Annotated in this window: 18 protein-coding genes; all 18 read left to right on the forward strand. The window is 69.5% G+C overall.

Annotation, left to right across the window (positions count from 1 at the left end; all coding sequences use genetic code 11):
• Entirely contained in the window at positions 1-186 is a 186-nt protein-coding gene (locus tag ACFQS2_RS06515; RefSeq protein WP_377019977.1) for a type Z 30S ribosomal protein S14, read from the forward strand.
• Between the two features lie 71 nt (positions 187-257).
• Complete coding sequence (gene rpsH / locus ACFQS2_RS06520) at positions 258-656, forward strand: 30S ribosomal protein S8 (protein ID WP_377019976.1); 399 nt, start codon at positions 258-260, stop codon at positions 654-656.
• Positions 657-675: 19 nt separating this feature from the next.
• Positions 676-1,218, forward strand: coding sequence for a 50S ribosomal protein L6 (gene rplF / locus ACFQS2_RS06525; RefSeq protein ID WP_377793089.1), 543 nt, complete (start codon positions 676-678; stop codon positions 1,216-1,218).
• Positions 1,219-1,220: 2 nt separating this feature from the next.
• Complete coding sequence (gene rplR, locus ACFQS2_RS06530) at positions 1,221-1,607, forward strand: 50S ribosomal protein L18 (RefSeq protein WP_377019973.1); 387 nt, start codon at positions 1,221-1,223, stop codon at positions 1,605-1,607.
• A 37-nt stretch (positions 1,608-1,644) separates the two neighbouring features.
• Positions 1,645-2,340 carry a 30S ribosomal protein S5 gene (rpsE, locus tag ACFQS2_RS06535; protein ID WP_377019971.1) on the forward strand — a complete coding sequence of 232 codons (696 nt, stop codon included), beginning with the start codon at positions 1,645-1,647 and terminating at the stop codon, positions 2,338-2,340.
• Positions 2,337-2,519 carry a 50S ribosomal protein L30 gene (rpmD, locus tag ACFQS2_RS06540; protein WP_377020017.1) on the forward strand — a complete coding sequence of 61 codons (183 nt, stop codon included), beginning with the start codon at positions 2,337-2,339 and terminating at the stop codon, positions 2,517-2,519. The genes rpsE and rpmD overlap by 4 nt, the downstream gene beginning before the upstream one ends.
• Before the next feature lie 4 nt (positions 2,520-2,523).
• A complete protein-coding gene (gene rplO / locus ACFQS2_RS06545; protein ID WP_377019970.1) occupies positions 2,524-3,015 on the forward strand; it encodes a 50S ribosomal protein L15 in 492 nt (163 codons plus the stop codon).
• A 154-nt stretch (positions 3,016-3,169) separates the two neighbouring features.
• Positions 3,170-4,474, forward strand: coding sequence for a preprotein translocase subunit SecY (secY, locus tag ACFQS2_RS06550; RefSeq protein ID WP_377793090.1), 1,305 nt, complete (start codon positions 3,170-3,172; stop codon positions 4,472-4,474).
• Positions 4,471-5,100, forward strand: a complete 630-nt coding sequence (locus tag ACFQS2_RS06555) for an adenylate kinase (protein WP_377019966.1) — start codon at positions 4,471-4,473, stop codon at positions 5,098-5,100. Before secY ends, ACFQS2_RS06555 begins: the two co-directional genes overlap by 4 nt.
• Entirely contained in the window at positions 5,097-5,933 is an 837-nt protein-coding gene (map, locus tag ACFQS2_RS06560) for a type I methionyl aminopeptidase (protein WP_377019965.1), read from the forward strand. The genes ACFQS2_RS06555 and map overlap by 4 nt, the downstream gene beginning before the upstream one ends.
• A gap of 304 nt (positions 5,934-6,237) precedes the next feature.
• Positions 6,238-6,459 (forward strand): translation initiation factor IF-1, encoded by a 222-nt coding sequence (infA, locus tag ACFQS2_RS06565; protein ID WP_010532507.1) that lies wholly within the window; start codon positions 6,238-6,240, stop codon positions 6,457-6,459.
• 21 nt (positions 6,460-6,480) lie between these two features.
• Positions 6,481-6,594 carry a 50S ribosomal protein L36 gene (rpmJ, locus tag ACFQS2_RS06570; RefSeq protein WP_010532506.1) on the forward strand — a complete coding sequence of 38 codons (114 nt, stop codon included), beginning with the start codon at positions 6,481-6,483 and terminating at the stop codon, positions 6,592-6,594.
• 308 nt (positions 6,595-6,902) lie between these two features.
• A complete protein-coding gene (rpsM, locus tag ACFQS2_RS06575; RefSeq protein WP_377019964.1) occupies positions 6,903-7,277 on the forward strand; it encodes a 30S ribosomal protein S13 in 375 nt (124 codons plus the stop codon).
• 101 nt (positions 7,278-7,378) lie between these two features.
• The gene (gene rpsK / locus ACFQS2_RS06580; protein WP_377019963.1) at positions 7,379-7,783 is read left to right on the forward strand and encodes a 30S ribosomal protein S11; all 405 of its coding nucleotides are present in this window, start codon (positions 7,379-7,381) and stop codon (positions 7,781-7,783) included.
• A 157-nt stretch (positions 7,784-7,940) separates the two neighbouring features.
• Positions 7,941-8,936, forward strand: a complete 996-nt coding sequence (locus ACFQS2_RS06585; RefSeq protein WP_377019962.1) for a DNA-directed RNA polymerase subunit alpha — start codon at positions 7,941-7,943, stop codon at positions 8,934-8,936.
• Positions 8,937-8,962: 26 nt separating this feature from the next.
• Positions 8,963-9,559: a 50S ribosomal protein L17 gene (gene rplQ / locus ACFQS2_RS06590; protein WP_377019961.1), complete on the forward strand. Its 597-nt coding sequence runs from the start codon at positions 8,963-8,965 to the stop codon at positions 9,557-9,559.
• A 411-nt stretch (positions 9,560-9,970) separates the two neighbouring features.
• Complete coding sequence (locus ACFQS2_RS06595; RefSeq protein WP_377019960.1) at positions 9,971-12,043, forward strand: S-layer homology domain-containing protein; 2,073 nt, start codon at positions 9,971-9,973, stop codon at positions 12,041-12,043.
• Positions 12,044-12,080: 37 nt separating this feature from the next.
• Complete coding sequence (locus ACFQS2_RS06600) at positions 12,081-14,471, forward strand: polysaccharide pyruvyl transferase family protein (protein ID WP_377793091.1); 2,391 nt, start codon at positions 12,081-12,083, stop codon at positions 14,469-14,471.
• Positions 14,472-14,530: the final 59 nt, after the last annotated feature.

The raw sequence follows: 14,530 nt of genomic DNA on the forward strand, positions 1-14,530 counted from the left end.
ATGGCCAAGACAGCCCTGATCAAGAAGTCGGAGCGCAAGCCGAAGTTCGCCGTGCGCGCTTACTCCCGGTGCCAGCGTTGCGGCCGCCCGCACTCCGTGTACCGCAAGTTCGGCCTCTGCCGAGTCTGCCTTCGCGACATGGCTCACCGTGGTGAGCTCCCCGGCGTCACCAAGAGCAGCTGGTAAGGACTACCGCCAGAGGTCCCGGGGCACAGCGATGATGCCGCGGGAAACCAGGTGAGGAAGAAGCAACAGACATGACCATGACCGACCCGATCGCGGACATGCTCACGCGCATCCGTAACGCCTCAGGGGCGTACCACGAGAGCGCGTCCATGCCGTATTCGAAGTTGAAGAGCCGTATCGCGGACATCCTGAAGGCCGAGGGCTACATCCTCGGCTGGCACGAGGAGGAGGCCGAGGTGGGCAAGAAGCTCGTCCTCGAGCTGAAGTACTCCGACAGCCGTGAGCGCGCCATCTCCGGGGTGCGCCGCGTCTCGAAGCCCGGCCTGCGTGTGTACGCGAAGTCCACCAATCTGCCCAAGGTCCTCGGCGGCCTGGGCGTGGCGATCCTGTCCACGTCCTCCGGCCTCCTGACCGACCGGCAGGCAGCCAAGAAGGGTGTAGGTGGGGAAGTCCTCGCCTACATCTGGTGAGCGGGAGAGGAGAAACACTATGTCCCGCATCGGAGTCCGCCCGGTTCCCGTTCCGGCGGCCGTGCAGAACGTCACCATCGAAGACCGCACCGTCACGGTGACCGGTCCCAAGGGCGAGCTGAAGCACGTCGTGCCCGAGCCCATCGCCGTCGAGCGCGATGAGTCCGGCGCCATCGTGGTGAGCCGCCCCGACGACGAGCGCGAGAACAGGTCGCTTCACGGCCTGACCCGCACTCTCATCAACAACATGGTCCTCGGCGTCACCGAGGGCTTTACGAAGAAGCTGGAGATCGTGGGCACGGGCTACCGTGTGACCGCGAAGGGCACCGACCTCGAGTTCGCCCTCGGCTTCTCCCACCCCGTCGTGGTGAAGGCGCCCCAGGGCATCACCTTCACCGTCGAGACCCCGAGCAAGTTCTCGGTCAGCGGCATCGACAAGCAGCAGGTGGGAGAGGTCGCCGCGAACATCCGCAAGATCCGTCGGCCCGAGCCCTACAAGGGCAAGGGTGTGCGGTACGCGGACGAGACCGTGGTGCGCAAGGCCGGAAAGGCTGGTAAGTGATCATGGGTTACGCACTCAAGCACACCAAGGGCAAGCCCGGCAGCCGGCTGCGTACGCGCGGCCGTCGCCACCTGCGCGTCCGTCGTCGTGTCATCGGCACGCCCCAGCGTCCGCGTCTGGTCGTCACCCGTTCGGCCCGTCACGTCTTCGTGCAGGTCGTCGACGACGATGCTGGCGTCACGCTGGCGTCGGCCTCGACCATGGAGGCCGACCTGCGCGCCGCCTCCACCACGAAGTCGGACAAGGCCCGCACCGTCGGCGCCCTGGTCGCCGAGCGCACCAAGGCAGCCGGGATCGACTCCGTCGTGTTCGACCGCGGCGGCAACAAGTACCACGGTCGCGTGGCCGCCGTCGCCGACGGCGCTCGCGAGGCCGGCCTGGCGCTGTGATCGCCCCCCGGACACAGGACGAGAAGAGGATCTGAATATGGCTGCACAGCAGCGGAACAATGGTCCCGCGGCCTCCGGCCGGCGGGGCGACAACTCCACCAACACCAGCAGCAGCTCCGATGATCGCGGAGGCCGTCGCAGCGACGACCGCGGCGGTCGTCAGGGTCGCGGGCGCGGTCAGGACGCCGAGAAGTCGGCATTCCTCGAGCGCGTCGTGAGCATCAACCGCGTCTCCAAGGTCGTCAAGGGCGGCCGTCGCTTCTCCTTCACCGCCCTCGTGGTGGTCGGGGACGGCGACGGAACCGTCGGAGTCGGCTACGGAAAGGCCAAGGAGGTCCCCTCGGCGATCTCCAAGGGTGTCGAGGAGGCGAAGAAGAACTTCTTCCGCGTCCCGCGCATCCAGGGCACCGTCGTGCACAAGGTCCAGGGTGAGGATGCGGCAGGCGTCGTCCTGCTGCGTCCCGCCGCCCCGGGTACCGGTGTGATCGCCGGCGGTCCGGTCCGCGCCGTGCTCGAGTGCGCCGGAGTGCACGATGTGCTCTCCAAGTCGCTCGGCTCGACCAACGCGATCAACATCGTGCGGGCCACCGTCGACGCGCTCAAGCAGCTCGAGGAGCCGGAAGCCGTGGCCGCGCGCCGCGGTCTCGCGGTCGAGGACATCGCCCCGGCGGCTCTCCTGCGGGCCCAGGCCGAAGGCCGCGCCGCGGCCCGCGCCGAGAAGGTGGGTGCCTGATGCAGATCAAGGTCACCCAGGTCCGTTCCGACATCGGCGGCAACCAGACCCAGCGTGCCACCCTGCGCGGCCTCGGCCTCAAGCGCATCGGTGACACGGCGGTGAAGGACGACCGCCCCGAGATCCGCGGCATGATCCGCGCCGTCACCCACCTGGTGACGGTCGAAGAGGTGGACTGACTCCATGAACGACACCGAGAACAAGAGCGCCGAGAGCACGGGACCCGCTTCCGGCTCTCCGCTGAAGCTCCACGACCTGCGCCCCGCGCCGGGCTCCAAGACCCGTCGCACCCGCGTCGGCCGTGGTGAGGCTTCCAAGGGCAAGACCGCCGGTCGCGGCACCAAGGGCACCAAGGCCCGCAACCAGGTGCCGTTCGGCTTCGAGGGCGGGCAGATGCCGCTGCACATGCGGCTGCCCAAGCTGCGCGGCTTCACCAACCCCTTCCGCGTCGAGTACCAGGTCGTGAACCTGGCGACCCTGCAGGAGCTGTTCCCCGAGGGCGGCACCGTGACGGTCGAGGACCTCGTCGCCCGGGGCGCCGTGCGCAAGAACCAGCCCGTCAAGGTGCTGGGCACCGGCGACGTCAGCGTCAAGCTGGACGTCACCGCACAGAAGTTCTCCGCCTCGGCGGAGCAGAAGATCGCGGCGGCTGGCGGGTCCGTCACCACCGCGTGAGTCATTTTGACGGGGCACCGCGGCGCAGAATAATCTGTGCCGCGGTGCCCCGTCGTCATATCGGGGCCGGTCCGAAGGCCGTACGACACACACGGCACCGGGACGGACCGGGACGTCCAACGGTCCTGTCCCCGGACCTCCAGGAGGGAAACTGGTGAACTCGTTCGTGCGCGCGCTGCGCACCCCCGAGCTGAGGAACAAGATCCTCTTCACGCTCGGCATGATCGCGATCTACCGTCTCGGTGTCTTCATCCCCACCCCGGGATTCGACTACACCAACGTGATGGTGTGCGCAGATCAGGCCATGACGGGGCAGGGCGCCAACGTGATGGGCATGGTCAACATGTTCTCCGGCGGCGCGCTGTTGCAGCTGTCCATCTTCTCGCTGGGCGTCATGCCCTACATCACGGCATCGATCATCGTGCAGCTGCTGCGCGTGGTCATCCCGCGGTTCGAGGCCCTCCACAAGGAAGGGGCCTCGGGCACCCAGAAACTGACGCAGTACACGCGGTATCTGACCATCGGTCTGGCCGTGCTGCAGGCGACCACCATCATCACGCTGGTCCGTTCCGGGCAGTTCTTCGTCGGCTGCCAGCTCGAACTGGTGCCCGATCAGTCGATCCACACCCTGCTGCTGATGGTCGTGACCATGACGGTGGGCACCGTCCTGATCATGTTCATGGGCGAGATGATCACCGAGCGCGGCATCGGCAACGGCATGTCGCTGATGATCTTCTCGTCGATCGCGGCCTCGTTCCCCTCCGCCATGGCGCAGATCTGGGAGCTGCAGGGCTGGCTCGTGTTCGCCCTGGTGATCCTGGTGGCGCTGCTGGTCATGATCGGCATCGTCTTCGTCGAGCAGTCCCAGCGGCGCATCCCGGTGCAGTACGCCAAGCGCATGGTGGGACGGCGCATGTACGGCGGCACCTCGACCTACATCCCGATCAAGGTCAACCAGGCCGGCGTCATCCCGGTCATCTTCGCGGCCTCGATCCTCGCGCTGCCGCAGATGGCCGCGTCCTTCGGCAGCCCGGAGTCCGGGTGGGTCCAGTGGATCAACGCCCACCTCGTGATGGGCGCATCGTTCTCCTGGATCTACGCCCTGGTCTACGTGGCCCTGATCGTGTTCTTCGCGTTCTTCTACGTCTCGATCACCTTCAACGCGGAGGAGATCGCCGACAACATGAAGAAGTACGGCGGATTCGTGCCCAATGTGCGCGCCGGCAAGCCCACCGAGAACTACCTGCGGTACGTGATCAATCGGATCCAGACCCCCGGCGCCATCTACCTCGCGGTGATCTCGCTGATCCCGCTGTTCGCACTCGTCTACCTCGGTGCCTCGCAGAACTTCCCGCTCGGCGGGGTCTCGGTGCTGATCATCATCGGCGTCGGCCTCGACACCGTGAAGCAGATCGATGCGAAGCTCCAGCAGCACCACTACGAAGGGATTCTCCGGTGACCAGCCCCGACCTCTCGACCGACCCCACCGCGACGCAGGACGACGGCGGCCAGGCCGCCCGCCGGCTGCTGATCGTGGGCCCGCCCGGGGCGGGCAAGGGCACCCAGGCCGTGCGCATCGCCGAGGAGCTGTTCATCCCGGCGATCTCCACCGGGGACATCTTCCGCGCCAACGTCTCGCAGGAGACCGAGCTCGGCGTGCTGGCGAAGTCCTACATGGATGCCGGTGAGTACGTTCCCGACTCCGTCACCAACGACATGGTCCGCTCCCGTCTGGCCGAGGCGGATGCCCGGGACGGCTTCCTGCTGGACGGCTACCCGCGCACCCTCGACCAGGTCGAGGCGCTGGACTCGATCCTCACCGAGCTCGGCACCGCGCTGGACCTGGTGCTGCTGCTCGAGGTCGAGACGGACGAGGTCGTCGGCCGCCTGCTCGCCCGCGGGGCCGAGCAGGGCCGCAGCGACGACACCGAGGAGACCATCCGGCGCCGCCTCGACGTCTACGCGGAGCAGACGGCACCGCTGATCGACGTCTACGACTCCCGCGGCCTCGTGCGCCGCGTGGACGGCTCGGCGCCGATCGACGAGGTCACCGTCGCGCTGCGGGAGGCGCTCAGGGCACGATGAGCATCCTCCCCGAGCGGGTGGAGCTGAAGACCCCCGAACAGATCCTGGTGATGCGGCGCAGCGGGCTGCTGCTGGACCGTGTCCACGCGATGCTCGAGGAGAACATCCGCCCCGGCATCACCACGGCCGAGCTGGATCGTCTCGCCCACGAGATGATCCGCGACGAGGGGGCCACACCGAACTTCCTCGGCTACCACGGGTTCCCCGCGACGCTGTGCATCAGCGTCAACGAGATCGTCGTCCACGGGATCCCCGGCCCGCGCCGGCTCGCCGAGGGCGACATCGTCTCCATCGACGGTGGTCTGATCATCGACGGCTGGCACTCCGACGCCGCCCGCACCCACATCGTGGGTGCCCCGCGCTCGGTGGGGGACGAGGACCTGGTCCGGATCACCCGGGAGGCGCTGTGGGCGGGTATCGCCGCGCTCGCCTCGGCCGACCGGGTCGGTGACGTCGGCGCAGCCATCGAGGACCACGTCACCGAGGCGGCGGGGGAGTCCCTCGCCCACCTCGAGGGCTTCGGCGGGCACGGCATCGGGACCGCCATGCACCAGGCGCCCGACGTCATGAACTACCGCACCCGCTCCCGTGGGTCGCGGGTGAAGGCGGGCATGTGCCTGGCCATCGAGCCGATGCTGATCCAGGGCTCGGGAGACTGGGTGCTGGAGGACGACGACTGGACGGTGCGGGCCACCGGGGGCGGCCGGGCCGCCCACGCCGAGAACTCCGTGGCCGTGACCGATGAGGGTCTGCTCGTCCTGACGGAGGCCGACGGCGGCGCTGCCGAGCTCGCCCGGCGCGGCATCGTCGCCGCCCCGGATCCCCTCGCGTAGTGATGGGCATCATCACGGGGACTATCGCGGTTCCCGGAAAGGCCGTGTAGGCTGGTCGATCGGGTGTGCTCCGCGCGCGATGTCCATCGTGTGCTGTGGCCCGGCGCTGTCCGCAGCGCCGTCGCGCAGTCCCCGTCGTGCTGACGTCGTCGACCGGCTCCTGCCGTGTGGCCGGTGAGGCCGACGGCGCGCTGGTGGCGCCACCCTCATCGACCACCGTACTCGTCACCCGACGGGCGGTGCGCAAGAGACGATAATGCGGAACTCGACCCCCGGTCCGCCGGTGGCGAGAGATTGGGGAGGCATGGCGAAGAAGGACGGCGTGATCGAAGTCGAGGGCACGGTCACGGAGGCGCTCGCGAACGCGCGCTTCCGCGTGGAGCTCGACAACGGGCACAAGGTGCTCGCGCACATCTCCGGGAAGATGCGCCAGCACTACATCCGTATCCTTCCCGAGGACCGCGTGGTCGTCGAGCTGAGCCCCTATGACCTCGACCGGGGCCGCATCGTCTACCGCTACAAGTGATCGTCCCGGGAGAAGGAAGCTATGAAGGTCAAGCCGAGCGTCAAGCCGATCTGTGACAACTGCAAGGTGATCCGTCGCCACTCGCGCGTCATGGTCATCTGCTCGAACCCGCGTCACAAGCAGCGTCAGGGTTGAGCACCGTGCTGCGAGGAGGAGGGGCCGACGAGGAACGAGTCGTCCCCGAGACCGAGCGGCACGAGCTCAGCACCGCACAGCAGGGCTGAACGGAGCACGTCGTTCGTCCCGACGACTGTCGTGACACCGCCGCCCCTGAGCGGCCGCCCTGCGTGCAGGGCACCGTCCGGGACACCGGACACACAAGTAAAGAGTCGACACCACCGGCCCACGGGCCGGCCACCCGCAGTACGGAGGCTGCGGCGTCCCGGGAACAGACCCGAGGACGAGGTGTCGGATCAGGCCTCCGAGACAGTAGGAGAATGCACATGGCACGTCTGGTGGGAGTCGACCTCCCGCGCGAGAAGCGCCTCGAGGTCGCCCTGACGTACATCTTCGGCGTGGGACGCACCCGCGCCCTGGAGACCCTGGCCGCAACCGGCGTCTCCGGTGACAAGCGCGTGCGCGAGCTGACTGACGACGATCTCGTCAAGATCCGCGATCACATCGAGAACAACTACCGGGTCGAGGGTGACCTCCGCCGCGAGGTGGCAGCCGACATCCGCCGCAAGGTGGAGATCGGCAGCTACCAGGGGCTGCGCCACCGCCGCGGCCTTCCCGTGCACGGTCAGCGCACGAAGACCAACGCGCGCACCCGCAAGGGCCCCAAGCGCACCGTCGCCGGCAAGAAGAAGTCCCGCTGATCCACGGCATCGCCGTGGGATCGCGTCCGTCTTCCGCCGCACCCACTTCGCGCCGCTGAGGGATCCGGCGCACCCGAAACCCACCAGAGGAGTTCCGCCGCATGGCAACCAAGACCCGTCAGGCCGCTGCGCGCAAGCCGCGCCGCAAGGACAAGAAGAACGTCGTCAACGGCCAGGCCCACATCAAGAGCACGTTCAACAACACCATCGTCTCCATCACGGACCCGGTCGGCGCCGTCATCTCCTGGGCTTCGTCCGGGCAGGTCGGCTTCAAGGGCTCGCGCAAGTCGACCCCGTACGCCGCGCAGATGGCCGCCGAGGCAGCTGCCCGCCAGGCGCAGGAGCACGGCATGAAGAAGGTCGACGTCTTCGTCAAGGGCCCGGGCTCCGGTCGTGAGACCGCCATCCGCTCGCTGACCGCGGCCGGCCTCGAGGTCGGTTCGATCCAGGACGTCACCCCGCAGCCGCACAACGGCACCCGCCCGGCCAAGCGCCGCCGCGTCTGACCTCGCCGGCCGCCGCGGGGCCGCCGCCCCGTCGGCGCGGCCGGCGCCCGTGCCGGGACGGCCCTCGCCGCCCCGGCACCCTGGACACCACTCATCCTCTAGGCCCATCGCCCCCTTCTGAGCGTCATATGGCGGACGCTCGCTGAAAGGATCCACAGTGCTCATTGCACAGCGCCCCACGCTGACCGAAGAGGTCGTGTCGGAGAACCGTTCCCGGTTCGTCATCGAGCCGCTCGAGCCGGGCTTCGGCTACACCCTCGGCAACTCGATGCGTCGCACCCTGCTGTCCTCCATCCCCGGCGCCGCGGTCACCTCGATCCGCATCGACGGGGTCCTGCACGAGTTCAGCACCGTGCCCGGCGTGAAGGAGGATGTCACCGAGATCATCCTCAACGTCAAGAACCTCGTGGTCTCCTCGGAGAACGACGAGCCGGTCGTGATGTACCTGCGTCGCGAGGAGGCCGGCCGGGTCACCGCTGCCGACATCACCCCGCCCGCCGGCGTGGAGATCCACAACCCCGACCTCCACATCGCGACCCTGAACGAGAAGGGCCGCCTGGAGATCGAGCTGACCGTCGAGCGGGGTCGCGGCTACGTCTCCGCTGCGCAGAACAAGGGCCTTGACGCGGAGATCGGTCGGGTCCCGGTCGACTCCATCTACTCGCCGGTGCTGAAGGTGACCTACAAGGTCGAGGCGACGCGTGTCGAGCAGCGCACGGACTTCGACAAGCTGATCGTCGACGTCGAGACCAAGCCGGCCATCAGCCCGCGCGACGCGATGGCATCGGCCGGCAAGACGCTGGTGGAGCTGTTCGGCCTGGCGCGCGAGCTGAACCAGGAGGCCGAGGGCATCGAGATCGGCCCGTCGCCGACGGACCAGGCGCTGGCCGCCGATCTGGCACTGCCGATCAACGACCTCAACCTCACGGTGCGCTCGTACAACTGCCTCATGCGCGAGGGCGTCCACACCGTCGGTGAGCTGACCGCCCGTTCCGAGGCCGATCTGCTCGACATCCGCAACTTCGGGCAGAAGTCCATCGACGAGGTCAAGGCCAAGCTCGCCGACCTCGGGCTGTCGCTGAAGGATTCCCCGGCCGGTTTCGATCCGTCGGCCATCGAGTCCTACTCCGACGATTTCGGCGACCAGTACTGACCTTCATTTGAACTAGGAGAACGACCATGCCTGCACCCACCAAGGGCGCGCGCCTCGGCGGATCCCCCTCGCATGAGCGGATGATCCTCGCCAACCTCGCCACCGAGCTGTTCCGCCACAAGGCGATCACCACGACGGAGTCGAAGGCCAAGCGCCTGCGTCCGTACGCGGAGCGCCTGGTCACCTTCGCCAAGAAGGGCGACCTCGCCTCGCGTCGCCGCGTGATGCGCACCATCCGCGACCGCGGCGTCGTCTACTCGCTGTTCGAGGAGATCGCCCCGACCTTCGCCGAGCGTCCCGGCGGATACACCCGCATCACGAAGATCGGCCCCCGCAAGGGTGACAACGCGCCGATGGCCGTGATCGAGCTCGTCCAGGAGGAGTACTCCCCGAAGCAGGCCGTGGTGAAGGAGGCCGAGGGCGCCGCCAAGAACGCGTCCCGGACCGAGAGCACCGACGAGTCCGCTGCCGAGGACACCGCCGCCGAGGCGAGCGCGTCCGAGGACACCGACGCCGAGGCGACCGCATCCGACGACACCGCGTCCGAGGAGGCTGCTTCCGAGGACGCCGCTTCCGAGGACACGGCCGCTGAGAGCGACGACGAGCAGGCCGACAAGGCCTGATCGCGCACGACGCGCCACGCCGAGGGCGGGCCGACGGGAGAGATCCCGTCGGCCCGCCCTTCTCGTTCCCCCGGCGCCTTGGATCCTCCGTCGACGACGTACGCCGTCTTCCCCGTGCCCCTGGTCGGGGGTGAACGGCGGGGCAACGCCCGATGAACTCTGGAGCAGCCCGGGTGAGACCCCTCCCGGGGAGGCTGGTCGTTCCGGCGCCGGTGAGATCGGGGGGCGGAGGCCACGCGGTGCGGCGCCGCGCCTCCGGGATGTCCGACGCCGGCCGGTATATGGTTAGGCCCGGAAGCCGCCGGTGGGGGCCGGCGACCTCACGGGGAGGTCGCGGACCGGGTCCTGCAGCGCTGTCCGGCACTTCCGCGCCCCCGCTTCCGCGCCTTCCCCTACGATCCGGAGCCCCTCATGTCTCAGCGGAATCTTCCCCCCGCCACCGACTCCACCGCCGATTCCCGCCCTCGCTCGGGCATGACCCGCCGCACGCTGTTCGCCGCCACGGCCGTCGGCGTCCCGGCGGCGACGGCTGCGCTGTCCATGTCTCCGGCCGTCGCCGACCCCTCGGTCACGGATGGGGAGACCCGCATCCTGGACGTACCGCTCGCGGACTACGCGCTGATCGACGTCGACGGCGGGCAGGCACGCGATCTTCCCGAGCAGCCGGCGACGATGGTCGGCCTCACCTGGCCGGCGGATTCAGAGGCCCCGGCCGTGCACGCGCGCGGTCTCGGGCAGGACGGGAACTGGACCCCGTGGTGCGAACTCGAGATCGCCGAGGACCCGGACAGCGGCGAGGAGGCCCCCGGCACGGAGCTGGCGTGGCTGGGCGTGGTCTCGGCGCTGCAGATCCGCGCCGAACTGGACGGCGGGGACGTGACCTCCGAGGCCACGGCGCACATCGTCACCACGTCGCCGACCGAGGGCGACGAGATGGTCGGAGACTTCAGCGGGCCGTACACCTCCCAGTCGCAGTCACAGGACCTGCAGGCACAACCGCGGATGATGTCGACCCGCGCCGCGGCGAACCCTGCCACTCCACTGCTTCCCGGCTCGACACCCTCCTTCGTCGCGCGTGCGACCTGGGGTGCCGATGAGGGCAGGACAGGAGCCACGTACGGGCGCGACGAGCTCAAAGCCGTGATCATCCACCACACCGCGGGCACCAACAGCTACAGCAGCAGTGAGTCCGCGCAGATCGTCCGGGGCATTCACACGTACCACACGCGCACCCTGGGGTGGGCGGACATCGGGTACAACATCCTGGTCGACAAGTACGGTCGGATCTTCGAGGGCCGCAGCGGCGGCCTCCACCGCAACATCCAGGGTGCCCACGCCACGGGATTCAACCGCGGCTCCTTCGGCATCTCCGTGCTGGGCCACTACAGCTCCACCGAACCTTCCGCCGCGGCGCGGGACGCGGTCTCCCGGATCGTGGCGTGGAAGCTCCTGAGCACGTTCGAAGAGCGCGTGTGGAGCACGTCCACCTGGAGTTCGATCGCCAGCGGCACCCGCTTCGACGCCGGTTCCACGCAGACCCTCGCGAAGGTGATGGGCCACCGCGATGTGAACCACACCGAGTGCCCCGGGTACCAGCTGTACCAGGAGTTCGACCGGATCCGTGGCGATGCGCAGTACTACATGGACCACGGGTGGAAGCATCACCTGACGGCGTTCAACGCCGCTGGGGGAGCGGCGAAGCTCGGCACCGTGGTCCGCAGCGCCTACAGCACGGGAACCTACTGGGTCACGGTGCTCACCAAGGGGCTCGTGATGCACAGGGGTGCGGAGAAGGCCGTCGGCTACGTCAGCGAGGTGGCCCAGGAGTGGCAGCCCTCCTGGGGGCGCCCGACCAGCTCCGTCTCCCACCGGGGCGGCAAGAGCTACCAGTCCTTCGAGAACGGCGTGGCCGTCAAGTCGGGCAGCTCTGTGAGCTTCCAGGAGTCCCGCTTCGTCGACGTCCCCCCGGGCATGATGTACCGCGAGGAGATCGAGGAGCTCGCCGAGCGCGGTATCACCACCGGCTGGCCGGACGGCACCTACCGTCCGCTGGACCCGATCCAGCGTGATGCGATGGTCGCCTTCGTCTACCGCGCTCTCGGATCCCCGCGCTTCACCCCGCCCAGCAGATCACCGTTCTCGGACATGCCACCGAGCCGCATGTACTACAAGGAGATCACGTGGGCGCATGCGGAGGGCATCGTCGAGGGCTGGTCCGACGGCACGTTCCGTCCCACCGCCTCGATCGAGCGCGGCGCGGTCGCGGCATTCCTGTACCGTGCCTCCGGGCGGCCGTCCTCGGGGACCTCGAACCCGTTCCGGGACGTCCCCTCGAACCATCAGTTCGCGAAGGAGATCAGCTGGCTGGCCTCCACGGGCATCAGCACCGGCTGGTCGGACGGCACCTTCCGCCCGGTGGAGCCGATCGCCCGGGACGCGATGGCCGCCTTCATGATCCGCTGGATGGAAGAGCGCGGGCTCTGAGGCGACGAACTGGCTGCCCGCCGGGAAGGAGATGCCGGTGAAGGTCGCCGTGCTGTGCGATGTCGATCAGACCGTCTACCACGTGGGGGACGAGGCCATCGCGACGATGACCTCCCGGCGGCTGGCCGCTCGCGGGTTCGACGTCGTGCGCATCTCCCGGCACGAGAAGTACGGGCCCGACGGCACGGCCCCGGCGTCGGCCATCCCGGCGCTCACCTTCCCGTGGCCGCTCGAGGATCGGGCGAGGTACCTCGAGGAGATCCGGGCAGTGCTCGCGGGAGAGCTCGATGCCCTTCCGGCCGAGGACAAGCTGTTCGGCATCATCGAGCGTCTCCGTGCCGTGGATGCGCTGGTGATCGGCGGCGGCGGGAGCCTCACCTCCCGCTACGGGTGGCTGCTCGACGAGCGCGTGGCCACCGCCGAGGTGGCGCACTCGCTCGGCAAGCCGGTGATCCTCAGCGGCCAGAGCCTGGGCCCGGAGCTGACCGACACCGACCGCGACAGCGTGCGCCGGCTGCTCGAGCTGTGCTCGGTCGTCGGCCTGCGGGACCACCACAGCGTGGGGATCGCCCGTCGGCTGTGCCCGGGCCACCCGGCGGTCGTGCAGACTCTCGATGACGCCGTCGGCCTCGAGCCGGAGACTCCGCTGGACCCCGAGCTGATCAGCGTCACGCTGGGCGGGGACGGTGATCCGTTCCCGCGGGCCGACTACGTCGCGGTGGCCGCCGCGGTGATCGAGGAGCTCGCCCGGCGCACCGGCGCCCGCGTCGAGCTGGTTCCCCACATGGCGGACCCCGATACCGGCGGGGGCGATCTGCAGGTCCACCGCGAGGTCGCCGACCTGCTGACGGTGCCGGCCACCGTGTGCCCGATAGAGCCCGACACCGCGGCCACCGCACGCACCGCCCGCGCCGCCTGGGTGGTCACCACGCGTTTCCACCCGGTCGTCTTCGGAGCCGCCGCCGGGGCCTCGGTGCTGGCGATGCCACTGAACCGCTACGGCGCCTCCCGCATGGACGGGGCCCTGCGGAACCTGGGCCTCGCCGGCGGAGTGGTCCCGCTGGCCGCCCTCTGGGACCCCGTCGGCGCCGGCCCGTCCGATCTGGTCGGTTCCGTGGTCGACGCCCTCGTCGCGGCCCGGGAGAGCGAGCGCGCCCATCTCGAGGCGGTGCGCCCTGCGCTGCTCCAGGCCGCCGCGGACTGGTGGGACACCGTGGCCTCGGTGCTTCGCGCACAGGACGGGTCAGCCGGGCGGGGCAGCGCCCCCGCGGTCGAGGCCTCCAGCATGCCGGCTGTCGCCGACCCTGCCGGGGCCGGGATCGAGCCGCACCAGCGCTGGCCCCACGAACTGCGGGAAGAGCTCGCACCGTGGATGACCACGACCGGGACGCCGGCCCCGGAGCCGTCGGTCTCCATCATCATGCGCACCCGCGACCGGGCCCGGATGCTGGATCGGGCCCTGCAGGACGTCCTGGCCCAGACGCGGCAGGACTGGGAGCTGGTGATCGTCAACGACGCCGGGGATCGCCGCGGCGTCGACGAGGCCGTCGCACGCTATGAGGCGGAGAGCGGCGGACGCATCCGGGTGCTGCACCGCGAGCGCTCCACCGGGATGGAAGCGGCGAGCAACCACGGCCTGCGCGAGTCCACCGCGCCCGTGGTCTCCGTCCATGACGACGACGACACCTGGCACGCCACCTTTCTCCAGGAGACTCTCGCCCATCTCGCGGCGCATCCGGAGCAGGACGCCGTCGTGGTGCGCACCCTGGTGGTCTACGAGCACGAGACGCCCAGCGGCTTCGTGGAGGACGAGGCGTTCCGCTCGTGGCCGGAGCTGGAGGGCGCGCGTCTGCTGGACTACATCGCGGTCAACCGCCACGCGCCGATCGCGATCCTGCACCGCCGCCGCGTCCACGAGAGCGTCGGCGAGTTCGACGAATCCCTGCCCGTGGTGGGTGACTACGCGTTCCATCTCGAGCTGCTGCAGCGCTTCGACGTCGGATTCCTCGACCGTCCCCTCGCGCAGTGGCGGCACCGGCCCACCGCCACCGGGCCCAGCAGCAACTCGATGTTCAGCCTCAGCCACGGCCACCGCCACTTCGACGCGGAGCTGCGCGAGCGGTACTTCCGCGAGTGGACCCGCGAGCACGGGATCGGGCTGCCGATGTTCCTCTCGAAGAACACCGAGACCCTCCTGGGCCGCAGCGAGGAACGCGTCCTCGAGGAACTGCGCGCCGTGCGCGAGGAGCTCGGCGCCACCCGGGCGGAGCTTGCCGAGCTCCGTGAGGAACGGGCCGGCGCCGAGCTGACCGGGACGGGTGGCCGGGCCGTACGGGCGGCCGGACGCCTGGGCCGACGTGCCCTCGACGACGCTCGACGTGCCCTCGGTGATGGCCGGCGCGCTCTCCGGCGACGTCCGCCCGGCTGAGGGAGCCGGCTCTCGGGCGACGTCCGCCCGGCTGAGGGAGCCGGCTCTCGGGCCCTAGC

The organism is Brachybacterium sp. GCM10030267 (assembly GCF_042666875.1).
In the GTDB taxonomy this organism is placed as follows: Bacteria; Actinomycetota; Actinomycetes; order Actinomycetales; family Dermabacteraceae; genus Brachybacterium.

What these genes read in the sequence shown, in the direction of transcription:
- rplQ (WP_377019961.1), top strand. Translation starts at nt 8,963, where the DNA reads ATGCCTGCACCCACCAAGGGCGCGCGCCTCGGCGGATCCCCCTCGCAT.
- rpmJ (WP_010532506.1), top strand. Translation starts at nt 6,481, where the DNA reads ATGAAGGTCAAGCCGAGCGTCAAGCCGATCTGTGACAACTGCAAGGTG.
- ACFQS2_RS06595 (WP_377019960.1), top strand. Translation starts at nt 9,971, where the DNA reads ATGTCTCAGCGGAATCTTCCCCCCGCCACCGACTCCACCGCCGATTCC.
- rpsE (WP_377019971.1), top strand. Translation starts at nt 1,645, where the DNA reads ATGGCTGCACAGCAGCGGAACAATGGTCCCGCGGCCTCCGGCCGGCGG.
- rpsM (WP_377019964.1), top strand. Translation starts at nt 6,903, where the DNA reads ATGGCACGTCTGGTGGGAGTCGACCTCCCGCGCGAGAAGCGCCTCGAG.
- map (WP_377019965.1), top strand. Translation starts at nt 5,097, where the DNA reads ATGAGCATCCTCCCCGAGCGGGTGGAGCTGAAGACCCCCGAACAGATC.
- rplO (WP_377019970.1), top strand. Translation starts at nt 2,524, where the DNA reads ATGAACGACACCGAGAACAAGAGCGCCGAGAGCACGGGACCCGCTTCC.
- rplR (WP_377019973.1), top strand. Translation starts at nt 1,221, where the DNA reads ATGGGTTACGCACTCAAGCACACCAAGGGCAAGCCCGGCAGCCGGCTG.
- ACFQS2_RS06515 (WP_377019977.1), top strand. Translation starts at nt 1, where the DNA reads ATGGCCAAGACAGCCCTGATCAAGAAGTCGGAGCGCAAGCCGAAGTTC.
- rplF (WP_377793089.1), top strand. Translation starts at nt 676, where the DNA reads ATGTCCCGCATCGGAGTCCGCCCGGTTCCCGTTCCGGCGGCCGTGCAG.
- rpsH (WP_377019976.1), top strand. Translation starts at nt 258, where the DNA reads ATGACCATGACCGACCCGATCGCGGACATGCTCACGCGCATCCGTAAC.
- rpsK (WP_377019963.1), top strand. Translation starts at nt 7,379, where the DNA reads ATGGCAACCAAGACCCGTCAGGCCGCTGCGCGCAAGCCGCGCCGCAAG.
- infA (WP_010532507.1), top strand. Translation starts at nt 6,238, where the DNA reads ATGGCGAAGAAGGACGGCGTGATCGAAGTCGAGGGCACGGTCACGGAG.